The organism is Actinomadura napierensis (genome assembly GCF_039529375.1).
In the GTDB taxonomy this organism is placed as follows: domain Bacteria; phylum Actinomycetota; class Actinomycetes; order Streptosporangiales; family Streptosporangiaceae; genus Spirillospora; species Spirillospora napierensis.
The window spans coordinates 74,427-95,553 of sequence record NZ_BAAAMR010000011.1; the positions used below are offsets into that span (position 1 = coordinate 74,427).

General features: G+C 75.2%; 18 protein-coding genes. 11 read left to right on the forward strand and 7 right to left on the reverse strand.

Annotated elements, in window-relative coordinates; all coding sequences use genetic code 11:
- Window positions 1-54 precede the first annotated feature (54 nt).
- Both ABD296_RS09085 and ABD296_RS09090 read left to right on the forward strand, forming a co-directional pair.
- Window positions 55-1,317 (forward strand): nucleotide sugar dehydrogenase, encoded by a 1,263-nt coding sequence (locus ABD296_RS09085; RefSeq protein ID WP_344263572.1) that lies wholly within the window; start codon window positions 55-57, stop codon window positions 1,315-1,317.
- Between the two features lie 147 nt (window positions 1,318-1,464).
- Entirely contained in the window at window positions 1,465-2,622 is a 1,158-nt protein-coding gene (locus ABD296_RS09090; protein ID WP_344263574.1) for a glycosyltransferase family 4 protein, read from the forward strand.
- 38 nt (window positions 2,623-2,660) lie between these two features.
- Here the strand turns inward: ABD296_RS09090 and ABD296_RS09095 are convergent, their stop codons facing one another.
- Window positions 2,661-4,733 (reverse strand): outer membrane protein assembly factor BamB family protein, encoded by a 2,073-nt coding sequence (locus tag ABD296_RS09095; protein WP_344263576.1) that lies wholly within the window; start codon window positions 4,731-4,733, stop codon window positions 2,661-2,663.
- A 73-nt stretch (window positions 4,734-4,806) separates the two neighbouring features.
- On the opposite strand from ABD296_RS09095, the gene ABD296_RS09100 reads away from it, so the two are divergent.
- The 8 genes from ABD296_RS09100 to ABD296_RS09135 all read left to right on the forward strand — a co-directional run bounded on the left by ABD296_RS09100 (window position 4,807) and on the right by ABD296_RS09135 (window position 13,823).
- Window positions 4,807-5,409 carry an HD domain-containing protein gene (locus tag ABD296_RS09100; RefSeq protein ID WP_344263578.1) on the forward strand — a complete coding sequence of 201 codons (603 nt, stop codon included), beginning with the start codon at window positions 4,807-4,809 and terminating at the stop codon, window positions 5,407-5,409.
- Window positions 5,410-5,453: 44 nt separating this feature from the next.
- Window positions 5,454-5,993: an SRPBCC family protein gene (locus ABD296_RS09105; protein WP_344263580.1), complete on the forward strand. Its 540-nt coding sequence runs from the start codon at window positions 5,454-5,456 to the stop codon at window positions 5,991-5,993.
- Between the two features lie 58 nt (window positions 5,994-6,051).
- Window positions 6,052-6,798 carry an acetoacetate decarboxylase family protein gene (locus ABD296_RS09110; protein ID WP_344263582.1) on the forward strand — a complete coding sequence of 249 codons (747 nt, stop codon included), beginning with the start codon at window positions 6,052-6,054 and terminating at the stop codon, window positions 6,796-6,798.
- A complete protein-coding gene (locus ABD296_RS09115; RefSeq protein WP_344263584.1) occupies window positions 6,795-7,412 on the forward strand; it encodes an SDR family NAD(P)-dependent oxidoreductase in 618 nt (205 codons plus the stop codon). The genes ABD296_RS09110 and ABD296_RS09115 overlap by 4 nt, the downstream gene beginning before the upstream one ends.
- 89 nt (window positions 7,413-7,501) lie before the next feature.
- The gene (locus ABD296_RS09120) at window positions 7,502-9,970 is read left to right on the forward strand and encodes a HelD family protein (protein WP_344263586.1); all 2,469 of its coding nucleotides are present in this window, start codon (window positions 7,502-7,504) and stop codon (window positions 9,968-9,970) included.
- 53 nt (window positions 9,971-10,023) lie between these two features.
- Window positions 10,024-10,767, forward strand: coding sequence for an SAM-dependent methyltransferase (locus ABD296_RS09125; protein ID WP_344263588.1), 744 nt, complete (start codon window positions 10,024-10,026; stop codon window positions 10,765-10,767).
- Between the two features lie 135 nt (window positions 10,768-10,902).
- Window positions 10,903-11,877: a polyprenyl synthetase family protein gene (locus tag ABD296_RS09130; protein WP_407061457.1), complete on the forward strand. Its 975-nt coding sequence runs from the start codon at window positions 10,903-10,905 to the stop codon at window positions 11,875-11,877.
- The gene (locus tag ABD296_RS09135; protein WP_344263590.1) at window positions 11,874-13,823 is read left to right on the forward strand and encodes an FAD-dependent monooxygenase; all 1,950 of its coding nucleotides are present in this window, start codon (window positions 11,874-11,876) and stop codon (window positions 13,821-13,823) included. Before ABD296_RS09130 ends, ABD296_RS09135 begins: the two co-directional genes overlap by 4 nt.
- 52 nt (window positions 13,824-13,875) lie before the next feature.
- On the opposite strand, the gene ABD296_RS09140 is transcribed toward ABD296_RS09135, so the two are convergent.
- Genes ABD296_RS09140 through ABD296_RS09150 form a run of 3 tightly spaced genes read right to left on the reverse strand, consistent with a single transcriptional unit; the run spans window position 13,876 to window position 17,326 of the window.
- A complete protein-coding gene (locus ABD296_RS09140; RefSeq protein WP_344263592.1) occupies window positions 13,876-15,126 on the reverse strand; it encodes a S53 family peptidase in 1,251 nt (416 codons plus the stop codon).
- Between the two features lie 48 nt (window positions 15,127-15,174).
- On the reverse strand, window positions 15,175-16,722 hold the full coding sequence (locus ABD296_RS09145; protein ID WP_344263594.1) for a hypothetical protein: 1,548 nt from the start codon (window positions 16,720-16,722) through the stop codon (window positions 15,175-15,177).
- Window positions 16,723-16,741: 19 nt separating this feature from the next.
- Complete coding sequence (locus ABD296_RS09150) at window positions 16,742-17,326, reverse strand: hypothetical protein (protein WP_344263596.1); 585 nt, start codon at window positions 17,324-17,326, stop codon at window positions 16,742-16,744.
- A 353-nt stretch (window positions 17,327-17,679) separates the two neighbouring features.
- On the opposite strand from ABD296_RS09150, the gene ABD296_RS09155 reads away from it, so the two are divergent.
- Window positions 17,680-18,312: a TetR/AcrR family transcriptional regulator gene (locus ABD296_RS09155; RefSeq protein ID WP_344263598.1), complete on the forward strand. Its 633-nt coding sequence runs from the start codon at window positions 17,680-17,682 to the stop codon at window positions 18,310-18,312.
- Here the strand turns inward: ABD296_RS09155 and ABD296_RS09160 are convergent.
- The 3 genes from ABD296_RS09160 to ABD296_RS09170 are packed head-to-tail and all read right to left on the reverse strand — an operon-like array spanning window position 18,305 to window position 21,118.
- Entirely contained in the window at window positions 18,305-19,159 is an 855-nt protein-coding gene (locus tag ABD296_RS09160) for a glycosyltransferase family 2 protein (protein ID WP_407061458.1), read from the reverse strand. The two genes, ABD296_RS09155 and ABD296_RS09160, sit on opposite strands and share 8 nt — an antisense overlap.
- A 23-nt stretch (window positions 19,160-19,182) precedes the next feature.
- The gene (locus ABD296_RS09165; protein ID WP_344263602.1) at window positions 19,183-20,052 is read right to left on the reverse strand and encodes a CDP-alcohol phosphatidyltransferase family protein; all 870 of its coding nucleotides are present in this window, start codon (window positions 20,050-20,052) and stop codon (window positions 19,183-19,185) included.
- Window positions 20,042-21,118, reverse strand: a complete 1,077-nt coding sequence (locus ABD296_RS09170) for an iron-containing alcohol dehydrogenase family protein (RefSeq protein WP_344263689.1) — start codon at window positions 21,116-21,118, stop codon at window positions 20,042-20,044. The genes ABD296_RS09165 and ABD296_RS09170 overlap by 11 nt, the downstream gene beginning before the upstream one ends.
- Between the last annotated feature and the right edge of the window lie 9 nt (window positions 21,119-21,127).

Here is a 21,127-nt window from a genome sequence, read left to right on the forward strand (position 1 = left end):
GCCCGCGATACCGAAGCGCGCCGACCGCGCGCTCGACTGCGAAGGGAGCCGGGCATGGATCTGGTGGTCATCGGACTCGGCTACGTGGGACTTCCGCTGGTGCGGGAGGCCTGCCGGGCCGGGCTGCGCGTCGGCGGCCTCGACCGCGACGCGCGCGTCGTCGCCGGGCTCGAGGCCGGGCGGTCGCACATCGACGACGTCTCGCCCGCCGAGGTCGAGGAGATGCTCGCGGCCGGGTTCACCCCGAGCCTGGACGAGAACGTGCTGGACGGTGCCCGCACCGTCGTCATCTGCGTGCCCACGCCGCTGTCGCAGGACGGCGGCCCGGACCTCACCGCGGTCCGCGGGGCCGTCGAGACGGTCGCGCGGCACCTGGAGCCGGGCGCGCTGGTGGTGCTGGAGTCGACCACCTACCCGGGCACGACCGACGAGGTCGTCCGGCCGCTCCTGGAGGAGTCCGGGCTGGTCGGCGGGCAGGACTTCCACCTGGCGTTCTCGCCCGAGCGGATCGACCCGGGCAACGCCGTCTACGGGGTGCGCAACACCCCGAAGATCGTCGGCGGGCTGACGCCGGCGTGCGCGTCCGCCGCCTCGGCCTTCTACGGCAAGTTCGTGGAGCGGGTCGTGGAGGCCAAGGGCACCCGCGAGGCCGAGATGGCCAAGCTGCTGGAGAACACCTACCGGCACGTCAACATCGCGCTGGTCAACGAGATGGCGGTGTTCTGCAACGAGCTCGGCATCGACCTGTGGGACGCGATCGACTGCGCCGCCACCAAGCCGTTCGGGTTCCAGGCGTTCCGCCCCGGCCCCGGCGTCGGCGGGCACTGCATCCCGATCGACCCGAACTACCTGTCCTACAAGGTCCGCTCGCTGGGCTACCCGTTCCGGTTCGTGGAGCTGGCCCAGGAGATCAACGACCGGATGCCCCGGTACGTGGCCGAGCGCGCCCAGCAGCTGCTCAACCGGGAGGGCCGCGCACTCAAGGGCGCCAAGGTCCTGCTGCTCGGCGTCACCTACAAGGCCGACATCGCCGACCAGCGCGAATCGCCGGCCCGCCCGGTCGCGCGGCGGCTGGCGCGGCTCGGCGCCGACCTGTCCTTCCACGACCCGTTCGTGGCGGACTGGCAGGTGGACGGGGCCGGGGTGCCGTCCGCCGGCGACGACCTGCCCGCCGCGCTGGAGGCCGCCGACCTGGTGATCGTGCTGGCCGACCACGCGGCCTACGAGGCCGAGATCCTGACCCGGCACGCCCGGCTGCTGTTCGACACGCGCGGCCGGACCCGGGACGTCCAGCTCGAGACCGTCGAACTGCTCTGACGGCGCCCCGCGGGGCGCCGGAGCACGGCGGGAAGAGTCGCCCGGCAGCGTCCACATGACGGACGAGGGGAATTCACACGAGATTTCCATGGGCGACCGAGACTCGAACAGTAGGCGAGTTTACCGGCATATTGCGGAGTGAGTAGAATGCGGATCTGCGTTTGCACAGTCGTGCACCATCCGGAGGATGCGCGCATTCTGCACCGGCAGATACGCGCGCTGCTCGACGCCGGCCACGAGGTCACCTACATCGCGCCGTTCCGGGCCTGCAACGCGACCCCGTGGCGCGAGATCAGCCCGGTGGACGTCCCGCGCGCCACCGGGCGGCGCCGCCTGCGGGCCCTGCGCGCCGCCCACCGGGCGCTCGCCGAGCACGCCGGCTACGCCGACGTGATCCTGCTGCACGACCCCGAACTGGTCGTCTCGCTGCCCCGGGAGGCGCTCGGCCGGACCGTGGTGTGGGACGTCCACGAGGACACCGCCGCCGCGCTCACCGCCAAGGGCTGGGTGCCCGGCCCGGTCCGGCCCGTCCTGCGGCCGGCCGTCCGGCGGCTGGAGAAGCGCGGCGAGCGGCGGCTGAAGCTGCTGCTCGCCGAGGAGGGCTACCGGGACCGGTTCAGCGGCGACCACCCGGTCGTGCCGAACACCACCTACGTCTCCGACCTGCCGCCCGGACCGCCGGACGACCGCCGCGCCGTCTACGTCGGCAACCTGTCGGCGGCCCGCGGCGCCCACGACATGATCGAGATGGCGCGGCTGCTGGCCCCCGAGGGCGTCACCGTCGAGCTGATCGGCGGCGCCGACCCCGACGTGCGGCCCGCGCTGCGCGACGCCCAGCGCACCGGGATCCTGCGCTGGTACGGGTTCGTCCCGAACGACCGGGCGCTGCGGATCGCCGAGGGCGCGATGGCCGGGCTCGCGCTGCTGCACGACGAGCCCAACTACCGGCACTCGATGCCCACCAAGGTCGTGGAGTACATGGCCCGCGGCGTCCCGGTGATCACCACGCCGAACCCGCCCGCGGTGGACATCGTCGAGCCGGCCGGGTGCGGGCTGGTCGTCCCGTTCGGCGACCCGGCGCCCGCCGCCGACGCCGTCCGCCGGCTGCGCGACGACGCGGAACTGCGCACCGGCATGGGCAAGCGCGGCTACGAGACCGCCCGCGCCCGCTTCCACTGGCCCGTGCACGCCGAGCGCTTCGTCGCGCAACTGGAGACCTGGGCGGGCCGCAGCCCCGCCATCGTCCCCGACCCGGCCCCGGCGGCCGAGGTGTTCCCCGAGGCCGTCCCCGACTACAACTTCTAGCGGCGCGAACCTCTGGCGGCGCGCGCCTCCGGCGCCGGTCAGGCGCGCAGGCGGTCGGCGACGGCGCGGGCGAGCCGGGCCGCGGCACCGGGCGGTCGGTCGACGTCCACGACCAGGACGACGCGGTCGACGCGCAGCGCGATCATCCCGGCGGTCGGGCCGAACTCGTACGCCTGGTCGGCGTGGATGTCGGGCCGCTCGCGCGCCTGCGACTGGATCGCCTCCAGGGCGTCGAGCATCTTGGCGGCGGCGCCGGGCGTCTCCCCGACCCAGCGGACGCTCACGGTCAGGCCGCGGACGGCGGAGCCGGGGACGGCGCCGTCCGGCCCGGTGCTCTGCCCGGCGTCCGGAGAGGGCGAGCCCTCGGTTTCGCCCTTCCGGTCTCCGTCCGGGTCTTCCCTGGCCTTTTCCCCCTCCTTGGCCGTGGCGCTCGCCTTGGCGGACGGCGTCTTCGACGGCTTCGGACCGGCGGGCGTCCCCTCGCTCTCCGGTTCCTCCCACTTCGTCTCGTACGTGCAGGACACCGGGTGCGGCAGCGTCACCGTCCCGACGCTCGTCCGGCCGGCGCCGCTGTCGTGGCCGGTGTCGTGGCCGCCGGCGTGCACGGCGGCCAGGTCGGGCTTCTTGAGCAGGGCGCAGGCGTCCGGCCAGTCGTCCACCGGCACGCCGCCCAGCTCGGCGGGGCCGGTCCCCTCCGGGCCGCCGCGCAGCGCCACCAGCCGGACGGCGCCCGCCGGACGCGGCGCCGCCTCCGCGACCGCCGCGTACAGCAGCCCGCCCGCCGCCGCCAGCCACGGATGCGCGCCGGCCAGGTCGGGGTCCATCGCGAACGGCACCGGCGCCGTGGTCGTGCCGCCGTCGCCGGGGTCGACGATGTCGAGGCCCGCCGGGAGAAGCTGCTCCGACAGGCGCGGACGCAGCGCGTAGACGGTATCGCCCGCCTGCGTCAGCGCCGCGTATCCGGGGACGTCCCGCGACCATTCGACCCGGCCGGACCGGACGTCCACCGCCTCCATCCGGTCCGTGCCCGCGCCCTTCCCGGCCTGATGGCGGACGACCAGCAGCCGCCCGTCCGCGAGGGCCGCCGGGCACATCCGGTCTTCGCACACCTCGTCGCCGTCCCAGCCGGCGATCTGGTCGCCGTCCGCGGCGAACGCGCGCAGCGCCGACCCGCGGGAGACCAGGACCACGCCGTCCAGCACCCGTACATCGGGCGACTCCTTCAGCGCCAGCGTCCGGCTCCACAGCACCCGTCCCGTCCCCGGATCGACGGCCAGCACCCGGCCGAGTTGCTCCGGGCAGCCCACCGCCACCGCCGCCAGGGCGCCCGCGCGGGTGTCCGCGCGGGTGTCCGTGCCGTCCGCCGCGTCGAGGGCGTCCGACGGCTGCGCCGCCCCCTCGAACAGCCGGCACGCCTTCGGCAGCGGCGTCCGCCACAGCCGCTTCCCGGTCAGCGCGGACACGCCGTACAGGGCGCTGCGGCCGTCGTCGGTGGTCAGCACCACGCCGGCCCCGGCGGGCCAGCGCAGCGTCGCGCGCGACACCGCCGCCGGGCGCTCGCCGTCCCGCCGCCACAGCTGCGCGCCCGACAGCTCGTCGAACCCGACGAGCAGCCGGTCGTCGCGCCGCCCGTCCCGCTCGAAGTAGGCGACCAGGCGGGACCGCGTGGACGTCCAGCCGAGCAGGGTCCAGCCGGTGCGGCGGTAGCTCCAGCGCTCGGCGCCGTTCCGCGCGTCCCGCACCACCAGGCCGCCGCCGGACGCCGTCACCAGCTGCCCGCGCGCCACGCCGTAGGCCACGCCGTCGTACCCGCCGGCCGACCCCCCGTGGATCCGCGTGGTCTCCTCCCAGCTCACCGCGAGCGGGCCGGGCGGCGGCCCGACGTCGCTCTGCGGCGCGACCGGCTTGGCGGTGACGGTGTGGCGCACCTGCCACCACTCGGCGTGCAGCACGAACCGCTCGACGAGGACCGCGCACAGCGCGACGGCGAGGGCGCCCGCGACGAGGCCGAGCGCCACGCGGACGCCGCCCGCCGGCCCCGGCCGGTCACCGGGCCGCTGCCGGGTCCCGCCCACCCCCGCGCCGCCTTCCTGCCGTCCTGGCCACCGCATAGTGTGAACCCCCACCTTGCCGTGTCCCGCCCGCCCGCGCGACACGGCCGGGCCAGATCAGAGCGGAGGAACGGTGGAGGTCTTCACCCACTGGCGCACCTGGGACGCGGCCCGCGCGGACCTGGAGTCGTCCGGCGACGGCGCCCGCGCCGACCTCGCCGGGGTGGGGAGGGCGGCGGACGCGGCCCGGCGGTGGCACGGCGACCAGCAGCGCCCGACCGGCGTCCCTTACGTCGAGCATCTGATGGAGGCCCTCGAAGTCCTGGTCCGCGGCGCCGGTGTCACCGAGCCGGCGGTGCTGTCCGCCGCGCTGCTGCACGACGTGGTCGAGGACACCCCGGCCACGCTCGCCGATGTGGAGGCCGGGTTCGGCCCCGAGGTGACCGAGCTGGTCGACTGGGTCACCAAGCCGCCGGTGGCCGGCGGCGGGCGGCAGGCCAAGCGCGCCGCGAAGTCGGCCTACCTGCGCCGGCTGCGCGACGCCCCGCCGGAGGCGATCGTGGTGAAGCTCGCCGACCGCGTCAGCAACGTCCAGCGGCTCGACCAGATGCCGCTGGACTTCCAGCGCCGCTACTACGCCGAGACGTGCACGTACATCATCCCGCTGGCCGAGCCGCACCCGTGGTTCGCCGCCTGGTACGCGCGGTGGCGCGAGGCCTTCGCGCACCTGCGCTAGCCCGCCTAGTGACCGGGCGGTCATCAGGTGGGATGATCGGGCCCATGGAACGCGAATGGGTGGTGGAGGAGAGCGTCGCGATCGAGGCCGGGACGCGGGCGGTGTACGGCGCCGTCGCCGACCCGCGGCGGATGGGCGAGTGGAGCCCGGAGGTCTTCGCGGCGTGGGTCCGGGGGCGCGCGATCAGGCCGGGGACGAGGTTCGTCGGGTTCAACCGGCTCGGGTGGCGGGTCTGGTTCACCAACTGCCGGGTGACGGTCGCGGTCCCGGGCGAGGCGTTCGCGTTCCGGGTGTCCAGCTTCGGCGTCCCGGTGGCGCTGTGGGGCTACCGGATCGAGGACGTCGGCGGCGAGGGCGGGCCGCGGACGCGGCTCACCGAGTACTGGGAGGACCTGCGCCGCGACACCCGCGGCGCCGGGTTCGTCTCGCTGCTCGGGAAGGTGTTCACGGGCGTCCCGGCCGAGGAGCGCGCGCGGATCAACCGGGCGGGCATGCGCGCCACGCTCGGCCGGATCAAGGGGGGCCTGGAGGCGGGCCCCGGGACGGGTCCCAACACGGGCGGTGCCGGCGGCGCGGCGGTGTGACCGATCGGTGCCGGGCCGAGCCTTGGCAGCAAAACGAGAACCTGTTCTACTTATCGGTGTGACAACTGCCGCGCAAGTCCACCCGATCCAGGGGCACGAGGTCGCGCTTCCGGTGCAGATCCGGGACGCCGCCGTCGCCTCGGCCATGTTCGCCGTACCGGCCGCCGCCGCGCAGGCCGTCATCGCCTACACCGGCCTGGAGATCGCCGAGCCGCTGGCGGGGAAGGCGATCTGCTCGCTGGCGTTCATCCGGTACGCCGACGGGGACCTCGGGCCGTACCACGAGTTCGCCGTCGCCTTCCTGGTCCGCCCGCCCGGGACGCCGTCCCCCGCCGGCGCGCTCGGGCGCCTGCGCGGCATGCGGGACGTGGGGGCGTTCATCCACTGGCTGCCCGTCAACCAGGAGTTCACCCTGGAGTGCGGGCGGAGCATCTGGGGCTTCCCCAAGGAGATCGCCGACATCCCGATGGACCTCGCCGGGCGCGTGAAGCGCTGCGCGGTCCGGTTCGGCGGCCGCACCGCGATCGAGATCGCCGTCAGGCCGGGCGCGCCGATGCCGGGCGGCGCCGGAGCGCCCAAGGTGGACGCGTACTCGTGCCTGGACGGCGTCACCCGCCGGACGCCGTGGACGCTCACGCCGTCCGATGTCCGGATGCGCCCGGGCGGCGCCAAGGTCACCCTGGGCGACCACCCGGTGGCCGAGGAACTGCGGAGCCTGGGGCTGGACCGGGCGCGCGCGCTGAGCAGCTCCACGGTCGGGCACTTGGCGATGAGCTTCGACCCGGCCGAGGAGGTGTTCGCGTGAGGCGCACGGCACTGGTCACCGGCGCGGCGCACGGCGTCGGCGCGCTCGCGGCGCAACGGCTCGCCGCGGCGGCATGGGACGTCGTCGCCGTGGACAGGGACGAGGACGGGCTCGCGGCCACGGCCTTCCGCTCGCCGAACACCCACGTCCGGACGTGCGACGTCACCGATCCCCAGGCCATCGCCGACATCCTGGGCATGACGGGCGCCGTGCACCGGCTCGTCGTCGCTCCCGGGCCCGACACGCCCGGCGCGTCCGCCGACGAGGCGATACGCGGCGGGTTCCTCGGCGCCGTCAACGTCGTGCGCGCGGTGCTGCCCGGGATGCTGGAGCGCGGCGCCGGCGAGGTGATCGTCATCGCCCCGCCCGCCTCGTCGCCGGCCTCGTCCGCCACCGCCGCGGCGGCCTGCGCCTACATCGACGCCCTCGCGGACGAGCAGCGCGGACGCGGCGTCGCGTTCCGGTGCGCGAGCCCGGCCGCCGGCGTCCCCGGCCGGCTCGTCCTGGACGAGATCGACCGCTCCCTGGCACGCCCCGGGCACGTCCGCGTCGCGCCCGGCGGCGCTCCGGGGCCGCTGCGCCGCGCCCTCGCGCGGGCGGCCGGGCCGCGCTGAACGTCGGAGGGAGCGCATAGGCTTGTCTCTTTCGCCCCTTAGGGTGCCGGGGGCCGTCCCCGGCGAGCGGAGCGCGAGGAGCAGCCTGCATGTCGTCCCAGGTCACCGGGCGGCCGACCGGATCCGGCGGCACGGTCAAGGACCGTGAGATCGCCGCCGAGCAGCGGTACGTCGACGTCGCCTACGCGCGGCTGGAGGAGATGCGCGCGGACGCCCAGGCGCTGATCCGCGAGGGCTACCGGCAGTCGCTCGCCGGCACCAAGGGCTCCCTGGTGGACCGGGACGCGATGGTCCACCAGGCCGCCCTGCGCGCCCAGGCGCTCGACATCGCCGACGACGGGCTGGTGTTCGGCCGGCTCGACCTCGCTTCCGACGAGCAGGGCTCCGGCGAGCAGGGCTCCGGCGAGGTGCGGTACATCGGCCGGATCGGCGTGCGCACCAGCGAGCACGACTCCCTGGTCATCGACTGGCGCGCCCCCGCCGCCGAGGACTTCTACCGCGCCACCCCGGAGGACCCGCGCGGCGTCGTGCGCCGCCGCGTCCTGCACTCGCGCGGGCACACCGTCGTCGACCTCGAGGACGACCTGCTCGACCCGGACGCCGCCGGCGGGATGACGATCGTCGGCGACGGCGCGTTCCTGGCCTCCCTCGCCCGCACCCGCGAGGGCGCGATGCGCGACATCGTCGCCACGATCCAGCGCGAGCAGGACGAGGTGATCCGCGCGCCCGCCGACGGGACCGTCCTGGTCCGCGGCGCCCCCGGCACCGGCAAGACCGCCGTCGCGCTGCACCGCGTCGCCTACCTGCTGTTCCGGCACCGGCGCCGGTTCGGCTCCCGGGGCGTGCTGGTGATCGGCCCGAACCGCCGGTTCACCGCCTACATCGAGCGCGTCCTGCCGTCCCTCGGCGAGGGCTCGGCGACGCTGCGCTCCCTCGGCGACCTGGTCGACGGCGCCACCGCGACCGTCCACGACACGCCGGCGCTCGCCGCGCTGAAGGGCTCGGAGACGATGGCGTCCGTGCTGCGGCGCGCCGTCGCCGACCACGCGCCCGGCGCGCCCGACGAGCTGCGCGTGGTGTTCAAGGGCGTCGTGGTGTCCCTCGACCGGGCCCGCCTCGACCGCATCCGCACCGACGTGCACCGGCGCAGCCGCGGCAACGTCAACGCCGCCCGCCGCCAGGTCGCCGAGATGCTCCTGGACGCCCTGTGGGAACGGTTCACCGACGTCGGCGGCCCCGAGGCCGCCCGCGAGGCGGAGGGCGCCGAGGCCGGCCTGTGGAACGCGATCCTCGCCGCCGACGGCCTCGCCTCGCTCGACGACGAGTCCGGCCGTCCCGCCGGCAACGGCACCCCGCGCGAGCAGTTCGACGCCCGGGTCCGCGAGCAGCGCTCGTTCTCCGACTTCCTCGTCGCGTTCTGGCCGATCCGCCGCCCCCTCGACGTGCTGCGCTCGCTCGCCGACCCGGCCCGGCTGCGCCGCGCCGCCGGCCGCGACCTGCACGGCGACGACATCGCCCGGCTCGCCGCGTCCTGGTCCGGCGAGGCGCCGCTCAGCTACCAGGACGTCGCCCTCCTGGACGAGGCCGACGCGCTCCTCGGCGCCCCGCCCCGCCCGTCGGCGCGCCGCCGCGCCCGCCCCGACGACCCGTTCGTCGTCGACGGCGTCAACATCCTCACCGGCGAGGAGGTCGCGGACGACGACTGGGAGCCGGAGATGCAGGAACTGACCACGTCGATGGAGCGGCTCGAACGGTCCCGCCGCGTCGACGACGGCGTGGCCGACGAGCGCCCCGAGTACGCGCACATCGTCGTGGACGAGGCGCAGGACCTGTCCCCCATGCAGTGGCGCATGCTCGGCCGCCGCGGCCGCCAGGCCAGCTGGACCGTCGTCGAGGACCCGGCGCAGAGCGCCTGGGAGGACCTCGCCGCCGCGCGCCGGGCGATGGAGGCCGCGCTCGGCGGCGAGCGCCCGTCGTCGCCCCGGGGCCGCCGCCGCAAGCCCGCGCCGCGCCGCACCCGGTACGAGTACGAGCTGACGACGAACTACCGCAACTCCACCGAGATCGCCGCCGTGTCCGCCCGGGTGCTGGCCCGCGCCCTGCCGGAGGCCCGCCCGGCCCGCGCCGTCCGCTCGTCCGGCATCGCCCCCATCGTCCGGGTCCTGCCCGAACCCGACCTCGCCACCGCCGTCCGCGAGGCCGCCGAGGACCTGCTCACCCAGGTCGAGGGCACCATCGGCGTCATCGTCCCGTTCCATCCGGCCGAGAGCCGCGACGAGGGCACCATCCCCCTCCCGCACGAGATCGCGTCCGCTCAGTGGAACCCGGCCGCCCGCGACCGCCTCGCCGCCGGCCTGCCCGAGCGCGTCCAGGTCCTCGACGTCCTGGAGGCCAAGGGCCTGGAGTTCGACGCCGCCGTCATCGCCGCCCCCGAAACGGTCGCCGCCCAGTCCCCCAACGGCCTCCGCGTCCTCTACGTGGCCGTCTCCCGAGCCACCCAGCATCTGGTCGTCCTCACCTCCGACCCCGATTGGAAGACCACCCTCCTCGGCGGCTAGCACCCCGGAGAAAAGCAGATGCGGTCCGCGTTCTCCCGTGTCAGGCTCCGGCGGTGAATCGCGAACAGATCTCCCGGCTCGCCCACGCGCACCATCCGATCGCGGCCCCGCTCGACGACGACTCCGTGCGGCAACTGCTGGAACACGGCGTCCCTCATGGCGACGCGCGCCTACTCGATCTCGGCTGCGGTGGAGGGGAATGGCTCCTGCGCGCTTTGACCGCGCACCCCCGGGCGCGGGCCGAGGGCGTCGACATCGCCGAGAACGCGCTGGCCCACGCCCGCCAGAGCGCCCAAGCTCTCGGCGTCCACGATCGGCTCGTCCTCCACCAGCAAGACGCCGCGGAATTCCCCGCCTCGCCCACATTCGACCTGGTGCTCAGCGTCGGCGCCGCCCACGCCTTCGGCGGCCTGCTCGAAACCCTGGCGACGGCGCGAAGGCATCTGGCCCCCGGCGGCCGCGTCCTGATCGGCGACGGATTCTGGGAGCACGAGCCCTCCCCGGAGGCCGTGGAAATGCTCGGAGAATTCCACGACCTGCCGACCACCATGGACCGCGTCATCGCCGCCGGCTGGACGCCCGTCCACGGGCACATCAGCACGCGCCGGGAACTCGATGACTACGAATGGTCCTGGACGGGCGCCCTGGCGTCATGGGCGCTGGACAACCCGGACGACCCGGCCCGCTCCCAGGCGCTCGACGCGGCCGCCACCCACCGCGACGAATGGCTGCACACCTACCGCGACAGCTTCGGCTTCCTCACCCTGATCCTCCGCCCGACCCCGGCCTCCCGCTGATCCGTCCGGACGCCGTGAGGCGAAGCCGGACCGTTCGGGCGACGCACATGGGCGTAGTCCGAGAGTTTCGTCGCCGCTTTAATATCGGCGAGGCGCCGGCGTGCGTACCGTCGGTGCCGCGGAGAGGAGGCGGCGCTGTCCGACAATCACCCCCCACCGGCCGGGAGGCCGGCGGACAGGACGCCCGAGGAGCGGTCCCGCGCCGTCGAGCGGCGGCTGCTCGCGCTGTGCGCCGACCTGTCCGCGCCGCTGGCCGCGTCCGCGCGTGCACTCGTCGAGCGGCCCGGCAAACGGCTGCGGTCGGCGCTGGTGTCCGCCTGCGCGCTCCTCGGTCCGGCCGATCCCGAGCGCGTGGCGCGGCTCGGCGCGGTCGTGGAGCTGCTCCACATCGCGTCCCTGCTGCACGACGACATCGTGGACCGGGCGGAGACGCGGCGCGGCGGGCCGGCGGCCCACACGGTGGTCGGCAGCGCGCAGGCGTCGCTGGCCGGCCTGGCGTGCTTCGCGCTGGCCGGGCAGGAGGCCGCCGACCTCGGCCGGGGCGCCGCGACCCTGGCGAGCCGCGCCGCCGCGCACCTGTCGTACGGGGAGATCCTCGACGTGGAGCGCGCCTTCGACACCGCGTTCCCGATCGCCGACTACCGCGAGCTGGTCGAGCGCAAGACCGGCGACCTGTTCGGCCTGTGCTGCGCGCTCGGCGCCCTGGAGGCGGGCGCGGACGCGTCCGTCGTCCGGGGGGTGGAGCGCTTCGGCAGGGAGTTCGGAGTCGCCTTCCAGATCGCGGACGACTGCCTGGACTTCGCCGGCGGCTCGGACAAGCCGGCCGGGACCGACCATCTGCTGGGGCTGTTCGGCGCCCCGACGCTGTTCGCCCTCGCCCGCGACACGACCGGCGAGCTGGCGGCGCTGCTGCTCTCGCCAGCCTTCTCCATCGCCGACATGCCCGCCGTCGGCGATCTCGTGCGCGCGCACGGGGGCCTCGCTGAGGCGGCCGCGCTCGCCGGGATCCACCGGGTCCGGGCGGTCGCGGCCCTGGAGGACGTCCCCGACCCCGCCGTACGGGAGGAACTGCTCCGGATGACCTCGCTCGCCGCGGAGGACCGGCCATGACCCGCCGGCCGGCGCCGCCCGACGTCGAGGCCGTCGTCGTCGGAGCCGGCCCCGCCGGCGCGGCGGCCGCGGCGCTGCTCGCCCGGCGCGGCGTCGCGACCGTCCTGGTCGACGCGGGCGCCCCGGTCCCGGCCCACGACGTGCTGCTCAGCGGCCCGACGCTGCGCGCGGTCGCGCAGCTCGGCGGGACGTTCACCGCGACCCGTCCGGTGGAGACCCTGGAGCTGCGCGCCGCCGGCGACCACGTCCGGACGATCGACGGCGTCGGCGGCGCCACCGACGACCGCGCCGCGTTCACCGCGTTCCTCCGCGGCACCGCCGCCGGCTGCGGCGCGACGGTCCTGACCGGGACGGCCGCGCCGGTGACGGCGGTAGCCGCCGGCGGGTACCGCACCACCGTCGGGGACACCGAGATCCTCGCCCGGCACGCGATCATCGCCGTGGGCGCGGCGGACGCGGCGCACGGGCCGTCCGGCGGCGCCGTCCACGCCCGCCGCGTCACCGGGGCCGCGCTGGACGCCCCGGCGTCGCTGACGCTCCCGCCGCCCCGGACCGGCGACCCGAACGAGCCGCCCGCCGCGATGTGGGCGCTGGCCGGAGCCGGGGACACCGCCACGGTCCTGCTGCTGCGCGTCGGCGCGGACGAGCTGGACGACGCGGACCTCGACGCCCATCTCGCCGCCGATCCCCGGTTCGCCGGCGCCTCCCCGGCCGGCCCCCGGGCGCGCGGGCGGGTCAGCGTCGGCTTCTCCCCCGACCGCGTGGCGGCGGCGGCCGGGCTCCCCGTCGGCGACGCGGCCGGGCTGGTCAACCCGTTCACCGGGGAGGGCCTGAGCAACGCCGTCCAGAGCGGCCTGCTCGCCGCGGAGGCGGTCGCGGCGCACCGGGCCGACCCGGAGGCGGCCGGCCGCGCCTACGAGCGGCGGCTGCGGCGATCGTTCGTCGGCTACTTCGAGACGGCGCGGCACGCGTCGCGCCGCCACTCCCTCACCCGGCGGGTCCTCGACGCCGCCGCCGAGGACGACCACCCGTTCTTCGCCAAGGCGCGCCGCGCGGTCCTGCTGCCGGAGGGACTGTCCGACCTGGCGGGCGCGGACCGCCTCGGCCCCGCCGGCCGCGACGCCGCCCTGATGGCCCCGTTCCTGGTCGCCTGCGACGAGGTCTCCATCGCCACGGTCCGCGCGGAGTGGCCGTTCCTCGCCCGGATCGCGCTGGCCGGTGACGTCCGGTCGCACGACCGGCTGCGTCCCGCCGTCCCGTTCTACGCGGCGCTGCTGTCGGGAGGCGCACCGCCCGCCGCCGCCCGCGCCACGACCGCCGCCGCCGTGGAGCTGGCGACGCTCGGCGCGCTGGCCTTCCTCAGCACGCCGCCCGAGCGTCCGCCCGAACGCGGCATCGACTGGGCGCTCACCTCGACGGTGCTCGCGGGCGACTTCCTGATGGCGCAGGCGTCCCGGCTCGTCGCGGACTCGGCGCCCGAGGCGTCCCGGTCGTTCGCGGACTGGCTCGCGGAGCTGGCCGAACTGCGGGCCGAGCAGCTCGCCGCCGCGACGGCCGCGGACGCCGCGGCGCTCAGCGGGCGCGTGTTCGGCGCGCTGCTGGAGTACCCGGCGCGGATCGGCGCGCAGTTCGGCGGCGCGGCCCCGCCCGCCGTCGCCGCGCTGCGCGAGTACGGGCACCAGTGCGGGCGGGCGTTCCTGCACGTCGAGGACGTCCTGGCGCTGCGCGGGGAGCGGACCCGGCTCGACATCTCCGGCGCGGCGCTGGTCGCGGCGCGGCTCACCGCCGTCCGCGAGGGCGGCGCCGGCGCGATCGCGTCCGCGGTGGCGGCGGCCCGCGACGCCGCGGACGCCGCACGGGCGGCCCTGGCCGCCGTGTCGGGGTCACCGGCGGACCGCCTGCTGCGCCGGTTCCTCGACGCGGTCGTCCGCCCCGCCGAGTCCTGACCCGTCCGTCCGTGGTCGGCCGGTGCGCAGCGAGCGGCCCGCCGAAGCGGGATCAGGGCCACCACGGGTAGCCCGGCGTGGCGACGAACGCGCCGATGCCGTTGGGCGTCCCGTTCCCGGTCGGCCCGTCGTAGCCCGGCCCGGCCTGGCAGGCGTAGGACGGGGTGCACGGGTCCCATGAGTTGCGGCCCGCCACGATGTCGTTGAGCTGGTCCGCGTGCTTGTAGACGGAGTAGGCCGGGTCGGTGCCGTCCGAGGCGGGCGGGCCGGCCAGCGCGTACACCGACGCGATGATCGGAGACGACGCGCTGGTACCGCCGTAGACCCCCCAGCCCCCGGTGGCGCCGTAGGTGTCGTAGACGGCGACGCCCGTCTCGGGGTCCGCGACCGCCGACACGTCGGTGACCATCCGGTGCGAGCAGCCGGGGTCCTGCTGCCACAGCGGTCTCGGCTCCTCGTACTCCGAGCAGCCCGAGCCCGTCCCGGACCAGGTGATCTCGTCCCAGCCCCGGTCGTTGGCGGCCGGGAGGAGGGACGTCCCGCCCACCGCGACCACGTACGGGTCGGCGGCGGGGAACTCGACCTCCAGGCCGCCGTCGCCCGCTGACGCCGTCACCGCGATGCCCTCGGCCACGTAGTCGGCGTTGTGGTCGGGCGAAGACGACGACTCCGGCGAACCGTAGCTGTTGGAGATGTACTTCGCTCCGGTCAGCCAGGTCGTGGCGGCGGTGCTCACCGCGCCGGCGAGATCGTCGTTGTCGTTGGAGTCCGCCTCGACGAGCGCGATGTGGCAGTTCGGGCAGATCGCGGACACCATGTCGAGGTCGAGGGCGATCTCCGAGGACCACTCGCGGTCGGGGTCGGGGTAGTCCTTCGTGTCGCCGCGCTGGTTGTACTTGCGGAAGCAGCCGTTGGCGGTGGTGCACGGCGGCAGCCCGTAGAAGGACCGGTAGGCGGCGAGGTCGGCCTCGGCCTTCGGATCGTCGTAGGCGTCGACGATCGCGACCGTCTGCCCCTTGCCGTTCGCGCCCGAGGGCAGGTTGTAGGCGTCCTGGAGTTCACCCGGCCCGTATCCGTCGCCCACGATGCCGTTCGCCCGGGCCTTCGCTCCGACATCGGTGCGCCTGAGCGCAAGGCAGGCGGACCGGCCGTGCGGCGGCGGCCACGCGCACGTCCGCTGGACGTCGCTCGGCAGCGGTCCGTCCGCCGCCGCGGACTGGACGGGAAGGAGCGCCGCGAGGCAGAGCGAGGCGACGACGGGCAGGATCGTCCGGAGGACCCGTGCAGGGGGGAGCACTGTCATCTGGTGGATTCCTCAGAGAGTCGGGAACGAGGTGCCGCGCGGGGACCGTCAGCCCGCCGAGACGGGGCCGGTCACCTCGATCGTCGGCACGGTCGACGCCTGGTCGATGACCTGCTGGTAGACGTCCTGCCGCTGCATGTAGTCCAGGATCTGCGCGCGGTCCATGCCGAGCGTCGGGGACAGGACCGCGTCGTAGAGGTTCAGGGCCGCGTTGGTCTCGTCCCCGGTCAGGACCGGCTCGCCCACCCCGAACGCCCCGCTCATCCCGAGGATGATGTTCAGGACGTCGTTGAGGTTCTGGTCGGTGACCGTCACCGTCGAGTCCGGGTCGGCCAGCACGCCGGCGAGGAGGTCGTGGTACTGGTCGTAGTAGCCCCGCGCGTACGCCTGCGTGTCCGGATCCGCCGTCTTGCCCTGCAGCCGGTCGATGACGACCTGCGAGTTCTGGTAAAGCACCGAGATCAGCAGGTTCCCGGTGAGGCTCTGCGAGAAGAACTCGTCCCGCGCCTTGGTCGTCAGCGGGTTGTCGTCGACGAGGGGGAGGTCGTAGTAGCCGCCGACCGCGCCGAGGAACGGGCAGTCGACACGGGGCTTCACCACGAACGTCATCCCGTCGCCGCCCTGGCAGGCGATCGCCCCCGAGTCGCCGGGCAGGTTGAACGCCTGGGTCCAGACGAGGTCGGACAGCACCCGGACGTCGCTGCGGTCGCCCTTCTCGGAAAAGTCGATCTTCACCTGGGCGGCGAGGGCGTCCACGGTGCTGGACGAGTAGCCGCTGGCCCGCCCGACCTTCTCGATGTGCATCCCGATCTGCGGCGCGATCGTGCAGGGCGAGGACGGCCCCGCGGGCAGCAGGCTGACGTCCAGTTTCTCCAGGACGTGCCCGATCGGCGTGAGGAAGCAGTTGGTGCCCGCGTCGCCCGCCACCACCATGCCGACCACCGGGTGGCCCGCCGAGATCGGCGCCATCAGCCCCCGCGCCACGTCCTGGGCGTAGGCGCTCTGGTCGTCGAGCTGCGCGATGGCCGCGTCCACGAGGTTGTCGGTGGCGGTCGTGCTGACCGCGACGGACCGCTTGAGCTTGGCGACCGTCTCCGCCGTCCCACCCGAGTCGGCCGCGGCGGGCTGGGCGACGGTCTCCCCCGCCGACCCGGCGCTCATCCGCCCGACGACGTGGTTGGAGGACAGGATGTTGATCGTGCCGTCGGTGTTGTCGCGGACGAAGCAGCCGATCGACCCCGCCACGGAGCCGTGCGTGTTGGAGATCCCGCCGCCCTGCAGCGGCGGGCGCAGGCGGTCGGGGATGGGGCCGCTGGCCCGGCCGTGGCGGGCGAGGCGCCCCACCTCGACGACGTCCACGCCGACGGCCGCGCCGTCCACGTCGATCGTCTTCGGCAGCAGCCGGCGCCGGGACACGAAGCCCTCGCTCAGCTTCTTGGCGACCATGGCGACGACGACGGGCTCGTCGACCACCGCCCCCGCCCTGCGCCGCCGGCCGATCGCGCAGCCGGTGAAATTCGGGTCGTCGAAATGTCGGTCGAAGAGGTCGCGCCTGGCCTGTTCCAGCGTCGCCGGCGAATGCGCGTCGAACGTCATGGGTCTCCCTTCGTCCGGCTCAGCCGCGGACCGTCGGCCGGATTCCGTTGCGGTGCAGGCGGGCGAGCATGCCGAGCCAGCCGTCAGCGGCCTCGTCGGAGCCCGGATCGAAATGGCGGGACACCGTGGCGACCGCGAGCGCGGTCAGCGCGGTCAGCGGTTTCCTGCGGGTGGCGTCGGCGGCGCCCGCGCCGAGGTCGGCGAGCAGCGCCGCCCCGCTCTTGCGGTGGGCGCCGCGGGCGACGAGGTCGTCCGCGGCGGTCCGCACGAGCGCGAGCCGGGCGGCGTCCGGCTTCGCGGCGGCGGCGCGCAGGCGGTGCTCGGTGGCCCGGGCGGTGGCCGGGGCGGGCTCGCCGTAGTCCGGGAACGGGACGGGATAGACCGCGCCTATCCGCGCGACGGCCAGCACGGCCGCCGTCTGGTCGGCGGTCAGGGCGCCGGCGCCGTCCGGGCCCTCGGCGGCGCGGTCCGGGCCCTCGGCGGCGCCGGCCGGCGCGGTCCCGACGAGCATGGCGGAGACGGCGGTCCCGCCCGCGACGAGGAAGACGCGGCGGGTCGTCGCCGGGGACGTTCGGTCAGGTTCCGACGTTCGGTCAGATTCCATGGCAGCCTCCGGAAACGGCACGGGGCCGTGCGGCAGCGGAAGGGCGGGGGGCTTCGGATCGGGGGCCGGCCGGTCGGTCATCGGCCGGCGGCGTTCGGATGGGGAGCGATCGAATGCCGATTCAAAATCAGTCGATCATCCCTGTCAACGGTGCGGCCGGACCTGGACTCCCGCCCGGTGCCGGCGCCGCCGTCCGCGTCAGGCCGGATCTCTCCGGTTCCACCGGACGCCTCACCAGGGAGCGCCCCCGGCGGCCCTCCGCGCGGCCACCGCCCCGACGAGCGGGAGGCGCGGCGCCGCGCCCCCGGTTAGGCTGGCGTCGCCTCCTTCCGACACCGCCAGAACGGAGATCGATGAGCGGCCGGAACCCCGCCCCCCGACGCAGTTACGGCGGCCGCTCCGCCGAGGAGCGCCGCGCCGACCGGCGGGAGCGGCTGCTCGGCGCCGGCCTCGAACTGTTCGGGACCCGCGGCTACGCGGCGACCTCCATCGAACGGCTCTGCGCCACCGCCAGCGTGTCCACCCGGAACTTCTACGAGGAGTTCTCCGGACGCGAGGAACTGCTCACGGCGCTGCACCGCGGCATCAACGAGCGCGCCCGCGCGGCCCTCGACGCCGCCTGCGCCGAGGCCGCCGCGGACCCCCTGCCCGTCCGCGCCGAGCGCGCGGTGCGGGCGTTCGTCGACGTCACCGCCAGCGACCCGCGCTGGGCCCGCATCGCGTTCGTCGAGGTCATCGGCGTCAGCGCCGACCTCGAACGGCACCGGCTGCGGTGGCGCGCCGACTGGGAGGACACGATGCTCGCGATGGTCCGCGAGGCGGTCGCGCGCGGCGAGGCCGCCGACCGCGACTACCGCCTCACCGTCATCGCGATCATCGGCGCCGTCAACAACCTCGTCCACCACTGGTCCGCCCGCGACCAGGGCATCCCGCTGGACGACATCACCAGGGAGCTGACCCACCTGATCCTGTCGGCGCTCAGATGATCGGCGGACGGCCCGTCCGCGTCATGCGCCAGGCGGTGCGGTAGGAGATGGGGCGGCGGGGCCCGGCGGGCTTGCGCCAGCCCTCCAGGAAGCCCTTGAACCACGGCTTGAGGGCGCTCGGCTTGCGCTCGCGCAGCAGCGTCATGCCGACCCACACCGCGAGGTAGGTGAGCGCGAGGGGCCACGGGAGGTTGCGGCGGGCCAGCCAGACGCGGTTGCGGGCGTTGTACCGGTAGAACATGTCGTGCCGGGTCGGCAGGACGGCCGGGTGGAACATCACCGCGGACGCGTCGTACACGATGTGGTAGCCGGCGTTGAGGATCTGCCAGGCGAGGTCGGTCTCCTCGTGGGCGTAGAAGAAGTCCTCCGGGAGGCCGCCGCCCGCGTCGAACGCGGCGCGGCGGATCGCGCAGGCGCCGCCGAGGAACGTGGTGGCCTCCGACGAGCGCTCCGGGTCGCCGGCGCGCAGCCGGGGGACGTGCCGGCGCTCGCCGCGCCCGCCCTCGGGATCGCGGACCCGGAACGACACGACGCCGAGCTCGGGGTCGGCGGCGAACCGGTCGCGCAGGTAGGTGCCGAGGCGGGTGGAGCGGTACCAGCCGTCGTCGTCGAGGAACAGGATCACGTCGCCACAGGACGCCTCGACGCCGCGGTTGCGGCCCGCGGGGATGCCGACGTTGCTCGGCAGGCTGATCGTCTTGACGCGCTCGTCGTCGAACGGGGCGGGGGCGGCGAGCCCGCCGACGGGATCGACGCCGTTGCCGACGAGCACGACCTCGACGTCCACGTGCTCCTGCTCCAGCGCGCTGCGGACGGCGCGGGCCAGCTCGTCCGGACGGTTGCCCATGGTGAGGACGACGACGCTCAGCTTCACTTCAGTCTCCGGGAGGCCAGGATGCTGACCAGGTGCAGCAGGGTCTGGACGACCGCGACGAGCGCGACGGCGACCATCAGCACGCGGATCGCGACGGGGGTGTCGGCGCCGGCCAGGGTGTCGATCAGGGCGGCGGCGAGGATCAGCAGCGACAGCTCGACGGCGCCGATGATGCGGTGGAAGCGCAGCATGGACGCGGCCTGCCGGGCCAGCGCGATGCCGGTGGAGCGGGGCCGCAGCGCCCGGTCGCCGCCGGTGGGGTCGGCGGGCAGCCCGGACTTGGCGCGGGCCACCACGACGTTGTCGGTCTCCGCCTTGATCAGCGCGGCGCCGAGCGCGGCGCCGAGGCCGAGCTCGGCCCACCCGCCGTTCCTCCAGCCGCCCTGCGCGGCGAAGCCGAGCCCGATGAGCAGCGAGATCTCCGACAGGTAGTGGCCGATGCGGTCCAGGAAGACCCCGGTGATCGACGTCTGCCGCAGGTAGCGGGCGACCTCGCCGTCCACGCAGTCGAGCAGCAGGTAGACCTGGATGAGGACGGCGCCGCCGAGGGCCGTCCACAGCGCGCCCGTGCCGGACGCGGGCAGCGACACCACGACGCCGGCGGCGATGCCGCTCAGCATCATCAGGTAGGTCAGCTGGTTCGGGCTGAACCCGAGGCGCAGCGCGATCCACCCGAAGTACGGGGACAGGTCGCGCATGTAGAGGCGGCCCGCCCAGTGCTCCTCGTTGCGCCGGTCCTTCAGGCCGGGCGGCTGCCCGTACCGGCGGATGTCGGCGACCTTCGCGGCCTTGCGCGGCGGACGGGCGTCGCCCGCGTCCGGCGAACCGGGTCCGGCCGCGGGGGGTCCGGGGAGCTCAGCCTCCATGGGCCTGGACATACTCTTGCACCGCCTTGAGGGTCTCGCCCTTGTCGAGGCCGAGGTGTTCCAAGATCGTATAGCGGCCGGGACGGGTGCGCGGGGCGTACAGCACGGCCTCCGCGAACTGGTCCTCGGTCAGGCCGACGTCGGCCGGGAAGCGCGGCAGCCCGTGCCGGCCGAGGCAGGTGAGGATCTCCGCGAGCCGCTCCGCGGCCGTGTCGCCGGCGCCCGCGTGGCCGTCGAGCCGGGTCGCGCGCAGGTGGTAGCAGAACGCCGCGCCGATGCCCGCCAGCTCGCCGTGGTTGGCCGTCCCCGGGTAGAGCCGGTCGATGGCGTGCAGGATCTCGTGGTCGCCGCCGCTCGCCGGACGCGAGTCGCCCGCGAACGACATCGCCATCCCCGACAGCACCAGCCCCTCGGCGAGGACGGTGAGGAACCGGTCGGACTCGATCGAGCCCGGCTGGTGCAGCAGCGCCTCGGCGGCGGTGCGGGCGACGGTCAGCGCCATCCGGTCGACGCGCTCGCCGCACTCGTCGGCGGCCAGCAGCCAGTCGTCCACCGCGGAGAAGTTGCTCACCACGTCGCCGATCCCGGCCCGGACGAGCCGGTCGGGCGCGGCGTGCACGTAGTCGAGGTCGACGACCATCGCCAGCGGCATCACCACGCCGAACGAGCCCTTGCCCTTCTCGTGCTCCAGGGAGGCGACCGGGGAGCAGATCCCGTCGTGCGACAGGTTCGTGGCGACCGACACCATCGGCAGGCCCGACAGCGTCGCCGCGTACTTGGTCGCGTCGATCGTCCGGCCGCCGCCGATGCCGACGACGGCCTCGTACTGCCCGCCGCGCAGCCGGCCGGCCAGGTCGACGGCCGCGTCGACGGTGCCGCCCTCGACCCGGAACACCTCGCAGGCCGCCAGGGACGGCCGGACGTGCTCGGCGATGTGGTCGCCCTGGCCTTGGCCGACGGCGATGGCCACCCGTCCCTCGGTGGCGATCCGCCGGTCGGCCAGCAGCTCGCCGAGGGCGGCGACGGCGCCGCGCCGCACGTCGATGGAGAGCGGCGCGTTCAGCATCCGCGTCAG